Genomic DNA, 15,275 nt, shown 5'->3' with positions numbered 1-15,275 from the left:
CGCTTAAGCCGTTGCCACTTCATCCAGTTTTACACCAACCAATCGGCTCACACCGGTTTCCGGCATAGTAACGCCGTACATCATTTCCGCTTTCGACATGGTCTTCTTGTTGTGCGTAATGATGATAAACTGAGTATCGTGGCTGAATTTTTTAATCATTGCTGAGAATCGCTCAATGTTTGCATCATCCAATGGAGCGTCTACCTCATCCAACACACAAAATGGAGACGGCTTTACGAGATAAATCGCAAATAGCAACGCAATAGCTGTAAGTGTTTTCTCGCCTCCCGAAAGCTGATTGATACTCGATGGGCGTTTTCCTTTTGGATTTGCCTTGATATCAATTTTGGCCTCCAGCGGATCCTCGGCATCGTCTTCAATCAGAAGATCACAGTAATCATCTTCGTGGAAGAGTGTGTTAAACACGTTCTTAAAATTAGACCGGATCTTTTCAAATGTCTCATTAAATCGCTGGGTAGCGGTTTGATTGATCTCATCAATGGTTTCACGCATTTCAACCTCAGCTTTCTGGAGATCCTCGATCTGTTCTTCGTAGAAATCGAGCCGCTCTTTCTCCTCTTTGAACTCCTCGATCGCCAGCGGGTTCACATCCCCGATTCGATTCAGCTTCTGCTTCAGCCAGGCGATCCGCTCCTTTGCATCCTCGGCCGGCATCTCTTCAGGCAGGGTTTCTTCCACCTGATCCATCAAAATTCCATATGTTTCCCAAATGTGATCAGAAAGCGCCTGAGATTTCATCTCCAGCTTTTCGTGCGCCATGGATAGATGGTGAACAAGCTCGAGATTAACCTCTTTGCGTCGGCGAAGCTCCTTTAACTCTTTCTCAATTTCGTTGATGATACCGCGTTGCCGGCTGCTTGCCTCCTCGGCAGCGGCAAGTTTCTGATCCGCTTCCTCTTTATTCTCTTTCTTAATCGAGAGCTGCTTTTCGGTCTGTTCTATGGCGTATTTATACTTCTCAATCTTCTCCTTGCTTTCAGCCATCAGCTCTTTACGTGAACTTAGACGGGTTTTGATATTTTTGATGCCTGTTTCGGCACGTTCGATATCCCGTTCAAGGTTTTGAGCTTTATTCTTCACATCCTGATGCTTGAGCTGTGCATCATTATAGCGGTTTTGGGCAATCGCACGCTCGTCTTCCAGCTTTTGGAGAACATCCTTCTTCTGATTTTGCTGTTTGCTCAGTTCTGTAATTTTCTGTTGCAGCTCTTTCTGTTTAGGGTGCAGTGAGTCGAGCTCTTCCTGGGCCGAATCCAGGTTGGACTGTAAGTTCGTCTTTCGGTTTTTTAGCTCGTTAACATTCTTTTCATACACCTGAATGTTCGACTGCCAGCGACTCGACTGCTGTTCGAGATTCCGTAAGGACTTCTGAATCTCTTTAATATTTCGGCGAATCGCTTCGGCATTCAGCTGATCAAGCTCTTTATTCAGTTCACCCAGTTCTTCTTCCTCATTTGAAAGAGAAGCGGATGTCTCATTCAGCTTATCCGTAAGCTTGTCGAGCTTATCCTTCAATCCAAGCCGAACACCGGCCTGCTTGTTTTTACTGCCGCTTTTCAAAAACTGATCTGACGTGATCAAATCTCCATCAGTAGTAACTGCTGCTGAAGCGCCACTTTTTAAAGCTGATGATGCCTGTTCAATAGTCTTCACAATGTGAGTTGACCCGAGCAGAAGGCGGGCGATATTATCGTACTTCGATTCGCAACGTATCTTGTTGTAGATCGATTGCTCCTGAACCGGGTAGCTACTCTTCAATTCATTTAACGGAATGAATGTTGCCCGGCCTTTCTTATTCTCTTTTAGAATTTTCGATGCGCGAATGGCATCGTCCATAGATTGAACAATCATAAAGTTGATTGCCTCACCCAGCGCCATTTCAAGGGCTGGGGCTGTATCCTCAGAAGTGTTCAGAACTTCACCTACCGGCTGCAAAATGGAAAATGCATCCGCATGATTTTCTGTTAAGTAGGAGATCGAAGCAGGCAGGGCGTCGTTCGATTCGGCAAGGCTCTCCATTAAGGAAATTTCGGATTGAACGGCATCCCTTCGGCTTTTAAGTGAACGAATGGATTCCCGGAGTTTTTCCCGTTTCTCCTCAAGCTCTTTGCGTTTATCAACGGTGCTACTTAAAAGAGCTTCTTTATTTTCAAGCTCTTTATTGGTTTCATCAAGCTTCTTCTTAACCAGGTTCAGTTCACCTTTTGCATTGATAATTTCATCTTCAAGATCTTCAATATCGCGGTCGATCCTAAGCTGATCATCCTCACTGTTTTCCAGTTTAGACTCAAGCTTGATGCGGTTAGATTGAAGTCCGGAGAGTTTCTTATTAACATCACTGAGTTCAATTTCCAGCTCATAGAGTTCGTGCCGCACCTTGGTAAATTTCTGCTGAACTTCATTGAATCGCTCTTTAGAGCCCTTCAGACTTTGCTCAGACTTCTCTTTTTCATCAGAAAAGTTCTCAAGCTTGTTGATGCTCTCCTTTTTAAGCTGTTCCAGTTCAGTAAGATCTTTACTGCTCTGTTTGATGTCGTTTTGATGCTGCTCAATAACTCCTTCTTCGTTCACAATTTTTTCTTTTGTAATACGAAGGTTGGTCTCCATTTCCCTGATGGATGAATGCAGCTGACTTACCCGACGCTGAGCTTCCGATTGATTTCTCTCTTTCTCTAAAAGGTGATTACGGGCTTTTTCCTCGTTACTTTCAAGCTCTTCAACTTTTTGAGCGATCTCCTTTTTCTCTTTATCGGCATTGTCAATTCGCTCCTGGAGCGGTTCCAGCTCCTTTTTTACGGCATTGTACTGATGCAGCGTGTACCCTTGATCCAAAGTCTTCAGCTCTTTTTGATACGCTTTGGCTTTTGCTGCTTTATCTGCCTGAATCTCAAGGGACCGGGCTTTTTTTCTCACCTCAACTAAAATGTCCTCGAGTCGCTGGAGATCTTTCAGGGTCTCATCCAGCTTTCTGAACGTTTTTTTACGCTGATCTTTATAACGGGTAACTCCGGCCGCTTCTTCAAAAAGCCGACGGCGGTCGTTGTTACGGTCGTTGAGAATCTCCTCCACCATTTTAAGCTCAATCACGGAATAGGCGTCGGAACTCATTCCGGTATCCATAAAGAGCTCCATGATATCCTTTAATCGGCAGGGAGTGTTATTGATCAGGTATTCACTGTCGCCTGAGCGATAGAGTCTGCGGGTAATGGTCAACTCACTGTATTCAACCGGGAGAATCCCCTTGTTGTTGACAAAGGTGAGAGAAACATCGGCCATTCCCAGGGCTTTCTTCTTAGCAGTACCATTGAAAATCACGTTACTCATGGCACTGGAGCGGAGAAGGGTAGGGCGTTGTTCACCTAACACCCAACGGAGGGCGTCTACAATATTGGATTTTCCGCACCCGTTCGGTCCAACAATTGCTGTAATGCCACTGTCGAACTTAACATGCGTTTTATGCGCAAAACTTTTAAACCCGTGAAGTTCTAAATCAGAAATGTACATGCTTTAAAATGTATAAAAAGGGAACGGCAAAAAATAAAAAAACATGGTATTTAAACCATCTTTATTCCGAATAAGGAGTAAAGATGAAATACCATGTTTCAGGAAAAGTTTCGAGATGTTAAACAGTCATGATCTCTTTTTCTTTGGTCTCGAGCATTTCATCGACCAGACCAATAAATTTATCTGTCAGCTTTTGAATCTCTTCTTCGGCTTCGAATCTGCTGTCTTCGGGAAGTGATTCGTCCTGCACAGTTTTCTTCACTTCGTCATTGGCGTCACGCCGAGTATTTCGAATACTGATTCGTGCTTTTTCGCCAACTTCCTTTGCATGTTTTACGAGTTCTATCCTGCGCTCTTCCGACAGCATTGGCAGAGGAATACGAATGATCGAACCGTCATTATTTGGGTTTAAGCCCAATCCGGACGACATAATTGCCTTCTCTATATCTTCCATGGCCGATTTGTCAAAAGGCTGAACAACCAACAATCGTGCCTCGGGAGCTGCAACAGAAGCCAGCTGATTAAGGGGTGTTTGAGAACCGTAATAGTTCACCTTAATTCCGTCTAAAAGTGAAGTGGTAGCTTTACCGGCACGAATATGCGAGAGCTCCTTTTTACAAAAGCCCGCAGCTTCTTTCATTTTTTCTTCGGCGTCATCGATAATTAACTGAATTTCTTCTGGTATCATGGCAGTCTGTACAAATTAATTGAAAAGATATGCTGAAATGAACTATCCGGATCAAAATCAGCGACTTTTATTGCAAGGCTTGAATTTAATAAAATGGTTATTCATCCCAAACAACTGTTGTGCCTACAGATTCTTCTGAGCAGACAACTTTTTTGAGATTCCCTTTCTCATTCATATTAAATACGATGATGGGCGTCTCATTATCGCGGCAAAGAGTGAAGGCAGTAAGATCCATTACGTTCAGTCTTCTTTTTAGAATTTCATCCCCGGTAATGGTATCAAATTTAACGGCATTACTATTTTTTTCGGGATCGGAGTCGTAGATGCCATTTACACGGGTGCCTTTTAAAATAACGTCGGCTTCGATCTCAATGGCTCGAAGCGAGGCGGCTGTGTCTGTAGTGAAGTAAGGATTTCCTGTGCCGGCACCGAAGATGACTACACGTCCTTTTTCGAGGTGACGAATGGCCCGACGTCTGATGTAGGGTTCGGCAATTTCTTCCATACGAATGGCGCTCATCAGCCGGGTGTGTACGCCTTTTCTTTCCAAGGCATCCTGAAAAGCCATGCTGTTGATCATGGTTGCAAGCATACCCATATAATCGCCCTGCACGCGGTCCATTCCTTCGGTGGCTCCTTTTACGCCACGGAATATATTTCCACCGCCAATTACAACGGAAACTTCAACACCCTCTTCCTGAACTGCTTTTACCTCATCTGCGTATTGCGTTAGGATATCTGCATCGATACCGTGTCCTTGCTCTCCTAAAAGTGCTTCACCGCTTAGCTTGAGAAGTATTCTTTTATATTGATTTGCCACTGGTTATTTGATTAGAAGTTCGTAGATATAAAAAAGGCCACCGTTTTAAAGGTAGCCTTTTTTGAAGATAAAAATTTAAGCTTCGCCAAGTTGCATTCGATAGAATGATTTGACGAGTGGAGCATCATTCTGCTCCAGATACTCTTTAACGGTAATACCGTTGTCTTTAACGAATTTCTGTTCGTGAAGAACGCGCTCTTCGTAAAAACGTCGGAGTTTTCCTTTCGCAGCTTTTTCAGCGATCTCCTCAGGCTTTCCTTCGTTGATCAACTGCTCTTTAGCAATCTCAAGCTCTTTCTCAACAACGGATGCGTCTACGCCATCACGTGTAGCGGCAAGCGGATTCATTGCGGCAATTTGCATAGCCACATCTTTTCCTACGGTGTCGTCAGATAGGTCGCCGTCAAAATCTACGAGTACACCAAGCTGGTTTCCGGGATGGATGTAATCAACCAGTGTTCCTTCTGTTTTAACCAGAACTACACGGGCGATCTCAATTTTCTCGCCGATTTTACCAACCATTTGTTCCAGGTGTTTTTCAACAGATAAGCCATCAACCTCAACTTTCATTAAGTCTTCTGCGCTTTCAATATCATTATCGAAGGCTGCATCAAGGAAAGTATTGGCTTGCTTCTGGAAATCATCGTTACGGGCAACAAAGTCGGTTTCGCAGTTGATTTCGATAGCGGAAGCTTTTTTATGATCGTCGCTGATTCGAGTCAGGATCAATCCTTCGTTTGCATCTCTTTCAGCTCGTTTTTCAGAAACTTTTTGTCCTTTTTTACGGAGAATTTCAATGGCTTTATCCATATCGCCATCAGCTTCGCTTAGGGCTTTTTTACAGTCCATCATACCCGCTCCGGTAACGTCGCGAAGTTTTTTTACATCTTTTGCACTAATGCTCATGAGTTTAGAAAAATTTTCAGTTCAGGTTTACTCTTTGTCAGATTTGTCAGACTCAGATTCTTTCTCTTTTTTCTTCTTATCATCATCATCATCTTTATCTGTGGCGCTCTCATCAGCTTGATCTTTTGCACTTTCTTCTGCTTGATCACTGCTGTCGGAGTCTGAAGCCTTTCGCCGTCTTTTTCTTCGCTTCGTAGTTTTTCCGGCTTTAACTTCTTTCTTCTCTTCTTCTTCGTCCGAGCCTGTATCTTTTTTAGCTTCAGCCGCGGCTTCTTCCATCAACTCTTCTTCTTTGATCGCTTCTCTTTCAGCATTTCCTTCAATAATAGCGTCAGCGATTTGAGCTGTAACCAATTGAATGGTTCGTGCAGAGTCGTCATTTGCCGGAATGATATGATCCGGAATATCCGGGTCACTGTTTGTATCAACCATAGAGATGATCGGGATATTTAGCTTCACAGCTTCATTAATCGCGATGTGTTCTTTAATAGTATCAACAACAAAAATGGCACCGGGTATACGTGTCATGTTCGCAATACCGCCAAGTGTGAGTTCAAGCTTTTCACGCTCTCTGTCGAGCATCAATCCCTCTTTCTTGGTCAATTCTTCGAACGTACCGTCTTTCTTCATTTTTTCAATCTCTTCCATACGGGAGATGCTTTTACGAACGGTGCTAAAGTTCGTAAGCATACCGCCAAGCCATCTGTGAGTTACAAAAGGCATTCCACAACGGATAGCTTCTGTTTTAACAATCTCCTGAGCCTGCTTTTTGGTACCTACAAAGAGAATCGTTTTGCCGGCACGGGCAAGTTTGGTAACCTCATCAAGTGCTTCCTGGAGATATTTTTGAGATTTCTTGAGGTCGATGATGTGAATGCCGTTTCTCTGCATAAAGATGAATTCTTTCATCTTTGGATTCCAACGGCGGGTCAGGTGACCAAAATGCGCACCTGATTTTAATAGTTCTTCTACGTTTGCTGCTTTAGGCATGATTTGTATGTCTGTTTTGAGTTTTTCCTCTACACAGGTCATTCCCAAGGCGCTAATCCCGATTTAGTTATCGGAACACTCGGCGAAGGGTCGCTGTGTATGTGTATTTCAGTTTTCCGGCTTTTTGCCGAAGCCTGATTGAGAGTTAAAAAGTTTCTTAAGTAAGAATCTGAAGCAGGGGCAAGTGGTTCATTGAAAACCTGAAACTTGCAACCTGAAGCTTGGATCTCTTATCGTTTAGAGAACTGGAATTTCTTACGAGCTTTTGGCTGACCGTATTTTTTACGTTCTACCATTCTGTCGTCTCTTGTGAGAAGTCCGTGCTCTTTCAATACTCCGTGAACACCTTCATTCAGATCGTCGAGTGCACGTGCAAGTGCTAAAGATATTGCACCGGCATGACCTGTAACTCCGCCGCCTTTTACAGTTACTTTGATGTCGTACTTGCCATCAAGTTCAGTAACTTCGATTGGGAGACGGGCAATGTTAATTCTTGCCTGAGTATTGAAGTGCTCATCAATGGTTTTACCATTCACGATAAAGTTTCCACTTCCTTCTTTGATGTATAAACGAGCTGTGGACGTTTTACGACGTCCGATGTAATTTTCTTGTGCCATTATGAGAATTTAGATCTCTAAAATTTCCGGTTGTTGTGCAGTATGTGGATGAACTGACCCAGCATATACCCGCAGATTCTTCATGATCTGTCGGCTAAGCTTATTTTTAGGCAGCATTCCTTTCACGGCAATAGTGATCAGGGATGACGGATCTTTCTTCTGCAAATCGAGGGCAGAAGTAAAAGTTTCAGAACCGATGTAGCCTGTGTGCTTAAAGTATTTCTTGTTTGTCAGTTTTTTACCGGTCAGTTGAACCTTCTCTGCATTGATGACGATCACATTGTCGCCGGTATCTGCATGCGGTGTAAATTCCGGTTTGTGTTTTCCACGAAGGATAGTTGCAACCTTGGACGATAAACGGCCTAACGGTTGATCTTCTGCATCAATAATTACCCACTTTTTGTCTACAGTGGCTGATGTTGCGTTGTATGTTTTGTTACTGATCGTATTCACGATATTCTCTTTGTTTTCTTGCAAAATTGGAAAGTTGAAAAAGATAAAGGGATTTATTGTGTATTGCAATACTGAATTGATTCAAAAAAAACATTCAGAAACTTTATTTCTGTTTACTCCTCCCAAACCGTCGGGTCCCAGCCCTGAATACCGCGGCTATTTACTGCTACGACGGTTACCGGTTTGGTCAGGTCTGCACGATTCAGTGAAGTCTCAGTTCCGCTAACAGTTTGCTCATGGGAGTTGCCCATCTGATCGGTATATCCAACAATATAGTTCTCGATATCGCTTTCCGGAGATGCATTCCACCTTACATCGGTTTGATTGCCTCCCAGATCCAACACGTCCAAACCGGTTACTTTTGATGGTGCATTGGCCAACATCATCAGCGTAGCAGTTGTCGATCGGGAGACCTCCTGAACCAGTCGGTGATTGATCGTCTCAAGCTGGTCGGTGGTTTGATGGTAATTTGGGTTTCCAAGAATAGGGTAGGATCCGATTCCTCCAAGTACATCACCAAATGCATCAAAGAATGCGTGCGCATCAGTGAAACGATAGTAGCGCGAATCGTAGGTGATCAAATCTGTAAAAAGAATAGCACCGGAATGCTGCACATCTTTGATACCGTGATTTGAAAACCGGATGGTGTTGTCGAGGCGGTGATGGCGGGTCCAACCCATCATGTCGTTATTTACCACTCCGTGTGCCCAAAGATCTTCCTCTTCAGCGACGCGAACAAACTCACGGGCCCCAAGCAGGCCGGATTCCTCAGCTGTTAATGAAGCAAATATAATAGTTGCAGGCTGCGGGTTATTTGCGAGAACACGGGCGGCTTCCAACAGAACAGCTGTTCCGGAAGTGTTGTCGTCTGCGCCGGGACTATGCTGAACCGAGTCGAAGTGAGAACTTAAAACGTAAACCACTTCAGGATGCTCGGTTCCCTCAAGGCGCGCCACAACATTGGCTGTTTCAATATCGCCGGACGGATTGAACCACTGCAGTTCCGGTTCGTAACCGAAAGATTCCAGCGTTTCGTAAATGTAGTCGATCGCTTTTTGATTGCCGGGCTGACTGATATGCTTCGATCCAAAATCATAAAGATCTTTTTGATAGTGATAGATTCGCGTCAGGTTGATCTGCTCTGTCAGATCTTTAACCGAGTTGTGAATCGGTTCAAACATTTTCTCTGCCTTGGCCAGCAGTTCCTGTTCACTTTTCAGGTTAGCCTGAAGACGATCGATCAGAGTCTGTTTAGAGATTTTATCCCCAATGCGGACGAGGAATACTCCCTGTTCCGGAGCGATGGTATCACCACCGCGCTGAGCAATAACCAGCAGTTTGGTGCCGTCGGGACTGGGTTCCCACTCATTCTCCATCGATACGGTTCGGATGCTGTTGTTATGGAACAGCCTGTAAAAATCTTTTGTGTTCACATCATAAATATGTGATCGGCGATGGCGGGATTCACCCATCATGCCCAAAACTTTCTCATCGTTCAAAAAGTGTGGAAAGAGTTCATGCTGAATATCATAAGAGAGGCGCTCAAGTGTGCCGTCGGAAGTGTGAACCATGTGGAGATCCCAGCTGATTCCTTCTCTTAGCATGTAAGCCAGCTTACTGCCGTCCGGTGAGAGCGCAGGATTCTGAATCGGATCGGTTGACGAGACGAACTCAACAGCTTCGAGTGAACTGTCGTTTAAGTTTACGCTGTGAATTTTAGTTTCATCATCTTGGATAGTCATAAAGGCCAATCGATTTCCGTTTTTTGAAAGAATCGGAGCCTGACCGTTCCATTTTTGAATCTCACCTTGTTCCTGACTGAAAAGGACAATTCCGTCTTCTATATCGTAACTGTTTCGTTCGCTATTTGCGGGTGATGGAAAAGGTGATGAGGAGTAGGAGTTGAAAATGACACGATCGCTTCCGGGTACAGACATTGGCGCATCGTAAAATCCGGGATCTTTTGTGATTTGATTCAGTGATCCATCAGTCAGATTTAGAGTGTAAATATCACTCCGGTCCGGTTGATTGGGATCAGAGCCGGCAAACCAAACAGTGCCGTTTTCATCAAAAGCTGGGGTTCGAACCAGAAGGTTTCCGGTGTCGAGCTTTTCTGTTGAACCGGATTGAAGATCAAAAATATACAGAGATGTATTCAGCAATGCTTCGTATTGCATCTCTCCGCGCAGGCGATTGATTGCGGCCCGATCCCTGGCATTAAAAGCTTCTGATAACTCCTCCTGAAGCTGCTCCAGTTTTTGAGTGGCTTCCGTCCCGAAAAATATGGTGTGCCTGCCATCAGGAGAAAATTGCAGGTCAGAACCCTCAACAGTGTGAAGATGTTCCACTCCCGATTCTGTGATTTTACCAATTTTCATTACAGGACCGTCACCCGTTAGGTCGTTCCACATAAAATGGGTGTTATCCGGGCTGAAAACCGGACTTCGTCCGTCCTCAGTGATTTCATCTACTTTATAGATTTCACCCGTCAGCTTGGCGATGTCATCGAAATAGAGATCTGCATCCGGTCCGTTCAGGATCTCCAGGAAATCCTCAATAGCTCCAATGTAGTTACCGGCATCCCACTTCAGATAGCCTTCCATGTAAGGACTGTTTGGAGATTGAACCTGGGCCTGAGTCGTATGAATAAATAGAAATGTAAAAAGGAGAGACAGTGTAGTAAATGCTCGGATCATCTATTCGGAAATATTGATTAAGGGTTAAGCGAATATATCCGAGTGAGTTGTAAAATCCTTAAAAGAAATTTAGAGCGGTTCGGTTTTCCGATTATAAATCCGGAAAAGTGAAGCTGAAGGAGGCGCCGCCTTCTTCGGGTTCCGAAATCTTGATCTCAGCATTGAGGTTTTCAGCAAATGAGTTGATCAGCATAGAGCCCAGTCCATGTTCGTGATTGGGATTGAAATTGTGTGGCAGGCCGGGGCCGTTGTCTGATACAGTCAATACAGTATGATTCTTGTTCTTTTTTAAAGTCACACTAAGTTTCCCGTCGCTGTTGCCGTTGAAAGCGTGTTTAAAAGAGTTTACAACCAGCTCGTTGATCAATAGGCCACAGTAGATTACCCGGGATGAATCGATTTGAACAGGGTCGAGGTCAAAAAAGAGAGATACACTATCATTCAGTTCGGTAAATGTTCTGTGAACAGACTCAACAAGATCTTTGATATAGACGTCAAGATCGATGTCGGAAAGGGACTCTGTTTTATAAAGTTTGTCGTGAATGAGGGCAATAGACTGAATGCGGGTTTGGCTGTTTTGCAGCATTCTGATGGTCTCCTCATTTTCCGCACTCGAGGACTGGATCTCCAACAGACCTGAAACAATAGAAAGTGAGTTTTTTACCCTGTGGTGAATCTCTTTTAACAGGAGCTCTTTCTGTTGAAGTGAAAATCGAATCTCTTTTGTTTTGGATTCCACACGGTAACGTAAAATCAGGTACCAGATTAATGCAATGATGATTAATCCGATTATGCTCCAAAAAATCAAATTTTTATAGTATGCCGGTAATCCGATGTAAGATAAATCTTGAGGAGTTCTAAGAAAGAGCTTGTAATTTTTTTGCCCGGGAAATTCCGGATTGTACTCAGTAATCACACCCTGTACTGCAATTTCATCTCCTACACTTAGAATATCAAAATTGAACTCGGAGAAGCTGACGTGAAAGTTTGAAACATAAACCATGATGCTGTCAGGGCTTTCATCCGGCGAAATGATAACGTATTTACCATTATAGGTACTTCCTTTCTCTGTGATAACACCATCTCCTTTGGCAAGCACGCCCAAATAATCTGCAGGGTTGGAGATCAGATCCGTTAAATTTATCGGTCTTGGAACAGATCGGTTCTGATATACACGGTAGGAGTCAGCCTCCACTTCAACCAAACCGTTATAGGAGTCGACGGCTCCCCAAACAACGAGGCTATCGCCGGGTACAATTGGATCATCAATATTGTAAGAGAAAATGGAAATTCCGGAAGAATCATCCTGAATGAACATTTGCAAATACTGCTCATGAAATACGCCACTGGGAGAATTAGCAATTCCGGTTGTAATAACTTTTTTGCCAAACAAATCGGGTTGGCCATCTCCATTATTGTTTGATCTTATCTGAGAGTAGGTGCTGATGGAGTCAGTTTCAGATTGAGCAAAGACCGTTGAGTTGAGCAGGAAAAGCAGTAGGAGTGTGGTAAGAGTCAAAAATTTATCAGCCTGATAATTCAGAAAAAGCATTTAAGGTCTGTAGATATATGGGTTATTAGTCGTCAGATTTTTGAATTTCTCAATTAAATGTTTGGGTACAACTGAAGTTATCGTCAATCAGCTGAACAAGTTTAAACATAAAGGTTATGGGTTACAATAATTTTTAAACTTACATATTTCAGGAGATCTCCCATCGGGATTTGGCAAAGATATTATCTCAAAAAAACCATATTTTAAGATGATAAGACAAGTAGGACTTTTAACATCTTGAAAGCACAGAGGATTTATGACAACTGACAACCCAATCAAAAATACCAAGATTCCGTTTAACACGGGTTCAGGTGAGGCGCATCTCTATAGCCTGAAAAAACTCGGAGAGCTTGGTTATGGAAACATCAGTAAGCTTCCGTTTACCATAAAAATTTTGCTCGAAGCTGTTTTGAGAGAGTACGATGGCTTTGCAATTACTGAAGACGATATTAAACTGCTGGCAAACTATAATGCCAAAAGCCCTTCCGGAGAAATTCCTTTTAAGCCATCACGTGTAGTTCTGCAGGATTTTACCGGAGTACCGGCTGTTGTTGACCTTGCGGCTCTCCGTTCTGCCATGGAAAGAATGGGTGGAAATCCAACCTCCATCAACCCGCAGGTACCGGTTGATTTGGTGATTGACCACTCCGTTCAGGTGGATATGTTTGGACAGGAGTACGCGTTTATGTTCAACGTTGAGAAAGAGATGGAGCGTAACCGTGAGCGGTATGAATTTTTGAAGTGGGGTAAAGAGGCGTTCGATAATTTCCGTGTGGTTCCTCCTGGACGCGGAATTGTTCACCAGGTAAATCTGGAATACCTCGCAAAAGGAGTATTTACCCGAAAAGAAGATGATGGTTCAACGGTAGCTTATCCGGATACTTTGGTGGGAACCGACTCTCACACAACCATGATCAACGGTCTTGGAATTCTTGGCTGGGGTGTTGGCGGTATTGAAGCAGAAGCAGCTATGTTGGGGCAGCCAATCTCCATGCTGGTTCCCGAAGTTGTGGGTATGAAATTGACCGGCAAGCTTCGCGAGGGAATTACCGCAACGGATTTAACACTTACGGTTACTCAAATGCTTCGTCAGCATGGCGTAGTTGGTAAGTTTGTAGAATTTTACGGTGACGGAATCAGCAATATGAGTCTGCCGGATCGAGCCACTATTGCGAATATGTCTCCCGAATACGGAGCAACAATGGGCTTCTTCCCGGTTGATGAGGAGTCACTCCGTTATATGAGCAGAACCGGCCGTTCGGACGAGCTCGTGAAATTGGTTGAAGCTTACACCAAAGAGCAGGGACTTTTCAGAACAGATGATACGCCTGATCCGGAATTTACCTCCACACTTGAGTTGGATCTGGGTACAGTTGAAACCTCACTTGCAGGGCCAAAACTGCCTCACGACCGAATCAAGTTGAGCAATATGAAGAAGGCCTTTGAGAATTCGTTGACCAGCGATAATCCAACGATGGGTTTCAATCTCACTCAGGAAAAACTGGCCAATAAGGGTACCTACAGAAATGGACAGGAAATTGAAATGAAGCATGGCGATGTAGTGATCGCAGCTATCACTTCCTGTACTAATACGTCGAATCCAAGTGTAATGCTGGGTGCAGGTATTGTTGCGAAGAAAGCGTATGAAAAAGGACTCAAAGTTCCGGCATATGTGAAGACATCTCTGGCCCCCGGTTCAAGAGTGGTAACCGAATACCTGAAAGAAGCCGGACTGACAGAGTACATGGATAATCTTGGTTTTAATCTGGTGGGTTACGGATGTACAACCTGTATCGGAAACTCAGGTCCGCTTCCCGAAGCTGTTGAAAGAGCCATTAAGGAGGGCGATTTGATTGCTGCCGGTGTTCTTTCCGGAAACCGAAACTTTGAGGGACGAATCCACCCATGGGTGAAAGCAAACTACTTGGCATCACCGCCACTGGTTGTAGCATATGCTCTTGCAGGTACTGTAGATATTGACCTCGAACACGAGCCCATCGGAAAAGATAAAGATGGAAACGATGTTTATCTGAAAGAGATCTGGCCTACATCTGCTGAAATTAAGGAGTTCCTCGACCAGGCTATTCGTCCGGAGCTTTTTGAGAAAATGTATGGCGACATTTTTGAGTCCGAAACATGGGATAAAATTCCTGTGGGCGGAGGAGATCTGTATGAGTGGAAAGAAGATTCTACCTACATTCAGGAACCACCTTTCTTCCTTGGAATGGGTGAAGAAACCGAGCCGATCAAGCCGATTAAAGGTGCTAAAGTATTGGTGAAAGTGGGTGACTCTATTACTACCGATCACATTTCTCCTGCCGGGAACATCAAAAAAGAGAGTCCTGCAGGTAAGTATCTGATCGAAAATGGAGTGGAAGAGAAAGACTTCAACTCGTACGGATCCCGACGTGGTAACGATCGTGTAATGACGCGCGGAACCTTTGCCAACGTCCGGTTCAAGAATCAGCTTGCCCCCGGAAAAGAGGGTGGTTTTACTAAGTATTTCCCGGATGATGAGATCACAACGATTTATGAAGCATCCATGAAATATAAAGAGTCCGGTACACCGCTGGTAGCGTTGGCGGGAACTCAGTACGGTACGGGTTCTTCACGCGACTGGGCTGCAAAAGGAACCAACCTTCTTGGAGTGAAATCGGTCATTGCGGTTTCTTATGAGCGTATTCACCGTTCAAACCTGATCCAGATGGGCGTGTTGCCGCTTCAGTTCAAAGAGGGTGACAGTGCCGATTCACTTGGATTGGATGGAACCGAAACGTTTGATATTCAAGTGGATGACAACGTAAAAGCCCGCGATGAGATCAAAGTAACGGCCACCAAAGATAATGGTGAGGTGATCGAGTTTATGACCGATTGCCGAATTGATACTCCGATTGAGGTAGATTACTACCGAAATGGCGGAATCCTCCACAAAGTACTTCGCGACTATGTGGAAGAGGATAAAAAACAGAACAGCTAAATTCTGACTGTTTGAATCCGCTCGGATTCAACTAATATTTTAAAACCTCCG

General features: G+C 44.1%; 10 protein-coding genes. 1 reads left to right on the top strand and 9 read right to left on the bottom strand.

Going from position 1 to position 15,275, the window contains the following annotated elements:
* Positions 1 to 3 precede the first annotated feature (3 nt).
* The 9 genes from smc to CWD77_RS12550 all read right to left on the bottom strand — a co-directional run bounded on the left by smc (position 4) and on the right by CWD77_RS12550 (position 12,247).
* The gene (gene smc / locus CWD77_RS12590; RefSeq protein ID WP_101073941.1) at positions 4 to 3,525 is read right to left on the bottom strand and encodes a chromosome segregation protein SMC; all 3,522 of its coding nucleotides are present in this window, start codon (positions 3,523 to 3,525) and stop codon (positions 4 to 6) included.
* A 118-nt stretch (positions 3,526 to 3,643) separates the two neighbouring features.
* Entirely contained in the window at positions 3,644 to 4,213 is a 570-nt protein-coding gene (gene frr / locus CWD77_RS12585) for a ribosome recycling factor (protein ID WP_101073940.1), read from the bottom strand.
* 97 nt (positions 4,214 to 4,310) lie between these two features.
* Positions 4,311 to 5,033 carry a UMP kinase gene (gene pyrH, locus CWD77_RS12580; protein WP_101073939.1) on the bottom strand — a complete coding sequence of 241 codons (723 nt, stop codon included), beginning with the start codon at positions 5,031 to 5,033 and terminating at the stop codon, positions 4,311 to 4,313.
* Between the two features lie 75 nt (positions 5,034 to 5,108).
* Positions 5,109 to 5,939 carry a translation elongation factor Ts gene (tsf, locus tag CWD77_RS12575; RefSeq protein ID WP_101073938.1) on the bottom strand — a complete coding sequence of 277 codons (831 nt, stop codon included), beginning with the start codon at positions 5,937 to 5,939 and terminating at the stop codon, positions 5,109 to 5,111.
* A gap of 27 nt (positions 5,940 to 5,966) precedes the next feature.
* Complete coding sequence (gene rpsB / locus CWD77_RS12570) at positions 5,967 to 6,929, bottom strand: 30S ribosomal protein S2 (RefSeq protein WP_101073937.1); 963 nt, start codon at positions 6,927 to 6,929, stop codon at positions 5,967 to 5,969.
* Between the two features lie 230 nt (positions 6,930 to 7,159).
* A complete protein-coding gene (rpsI, locus tag CWD77_RS12565; protein ID WP_101073936.1) occupies positions 7,160 to 7,546 on the bottom strand; it encodes a 30S ribosomal protein S9 in 387 nt (128 codons plus the stop codon).
* A gap of 9 nt (positions 7,547 to 7,555) precedes the next feature.
* A complete protein-coding gene (gene rplM / locus CWD77_RS12560) occupies positions 7,556 to 7,999 on the bottom strand; it encodes a 50S ribosomal protein L13 (protein ID WP_101074016.1) in 444 nt (147 codons plus the stop codon).
* A gap of 113 nt (positions 8,000 to 8,112) precedes the next feature.
* Positions 8,113 to 10,695 carry a M20/M25/M40 family metallo-hydrolase gene (locus CWD77_RS12555; protein WP_101073935.1) on the bottom strand — a complete coding sequence of 861 codons (2,583 nt, stop codon included), beginning with the start codon at positions 10,693 to 10,695 and terminating at the stop codon, positions 8,113 to 8,115.
* A gap of 91 nt (positions 10,696 to 10,786) precedes the next feature.
* A complete protein-coding gene (locus CWD77_RS12550) occupies positions 10,787 to 12,247 on the bottom strand; it encodes a sensor histidine kinase (protein WP_101073934.1) in 1,461 nt (486 codons plus the stop codon).
* A 256-nt stretch (positions 12,248 to 12,503) separates the two neighbouring features.
* On the opposite strand from CWD77_RS12550, the gene acnA reads away from it, so the two are divergent.
* Positions 12,504 to 15,224 (top strand): aconitate hydratase AcnA, encoded by a 2,721-nt coding sequence (gene acnA / locus CWD77_RS12545; RefSeq protein ID WP_101073933.1) that lies wholly within the window; start codon positions 12,504 to 12,506, stop codon positions 15,222 to 15,224.
* The last annotated feature ends 51 nt before the right edge of the window (positions 15,225 to 15,275 follow it).

Origin of the sequence: Rhodohalobacter barkolensis, from assembly GCF_002834295.1 — a bacterium.
Classification (GTDB): domain Bacteria; phylum Bacteroidota; class Rhodothermia; order Balneolales; family Balneolaceae; genus Rhodohalobacter; species Rhodohalobacter barkolensis.
The sequence above is the reverse complement of the archived record's forward strand: the minus strand, read 5'-3'. Positions and strand labels throughout refer to the sequence as shown.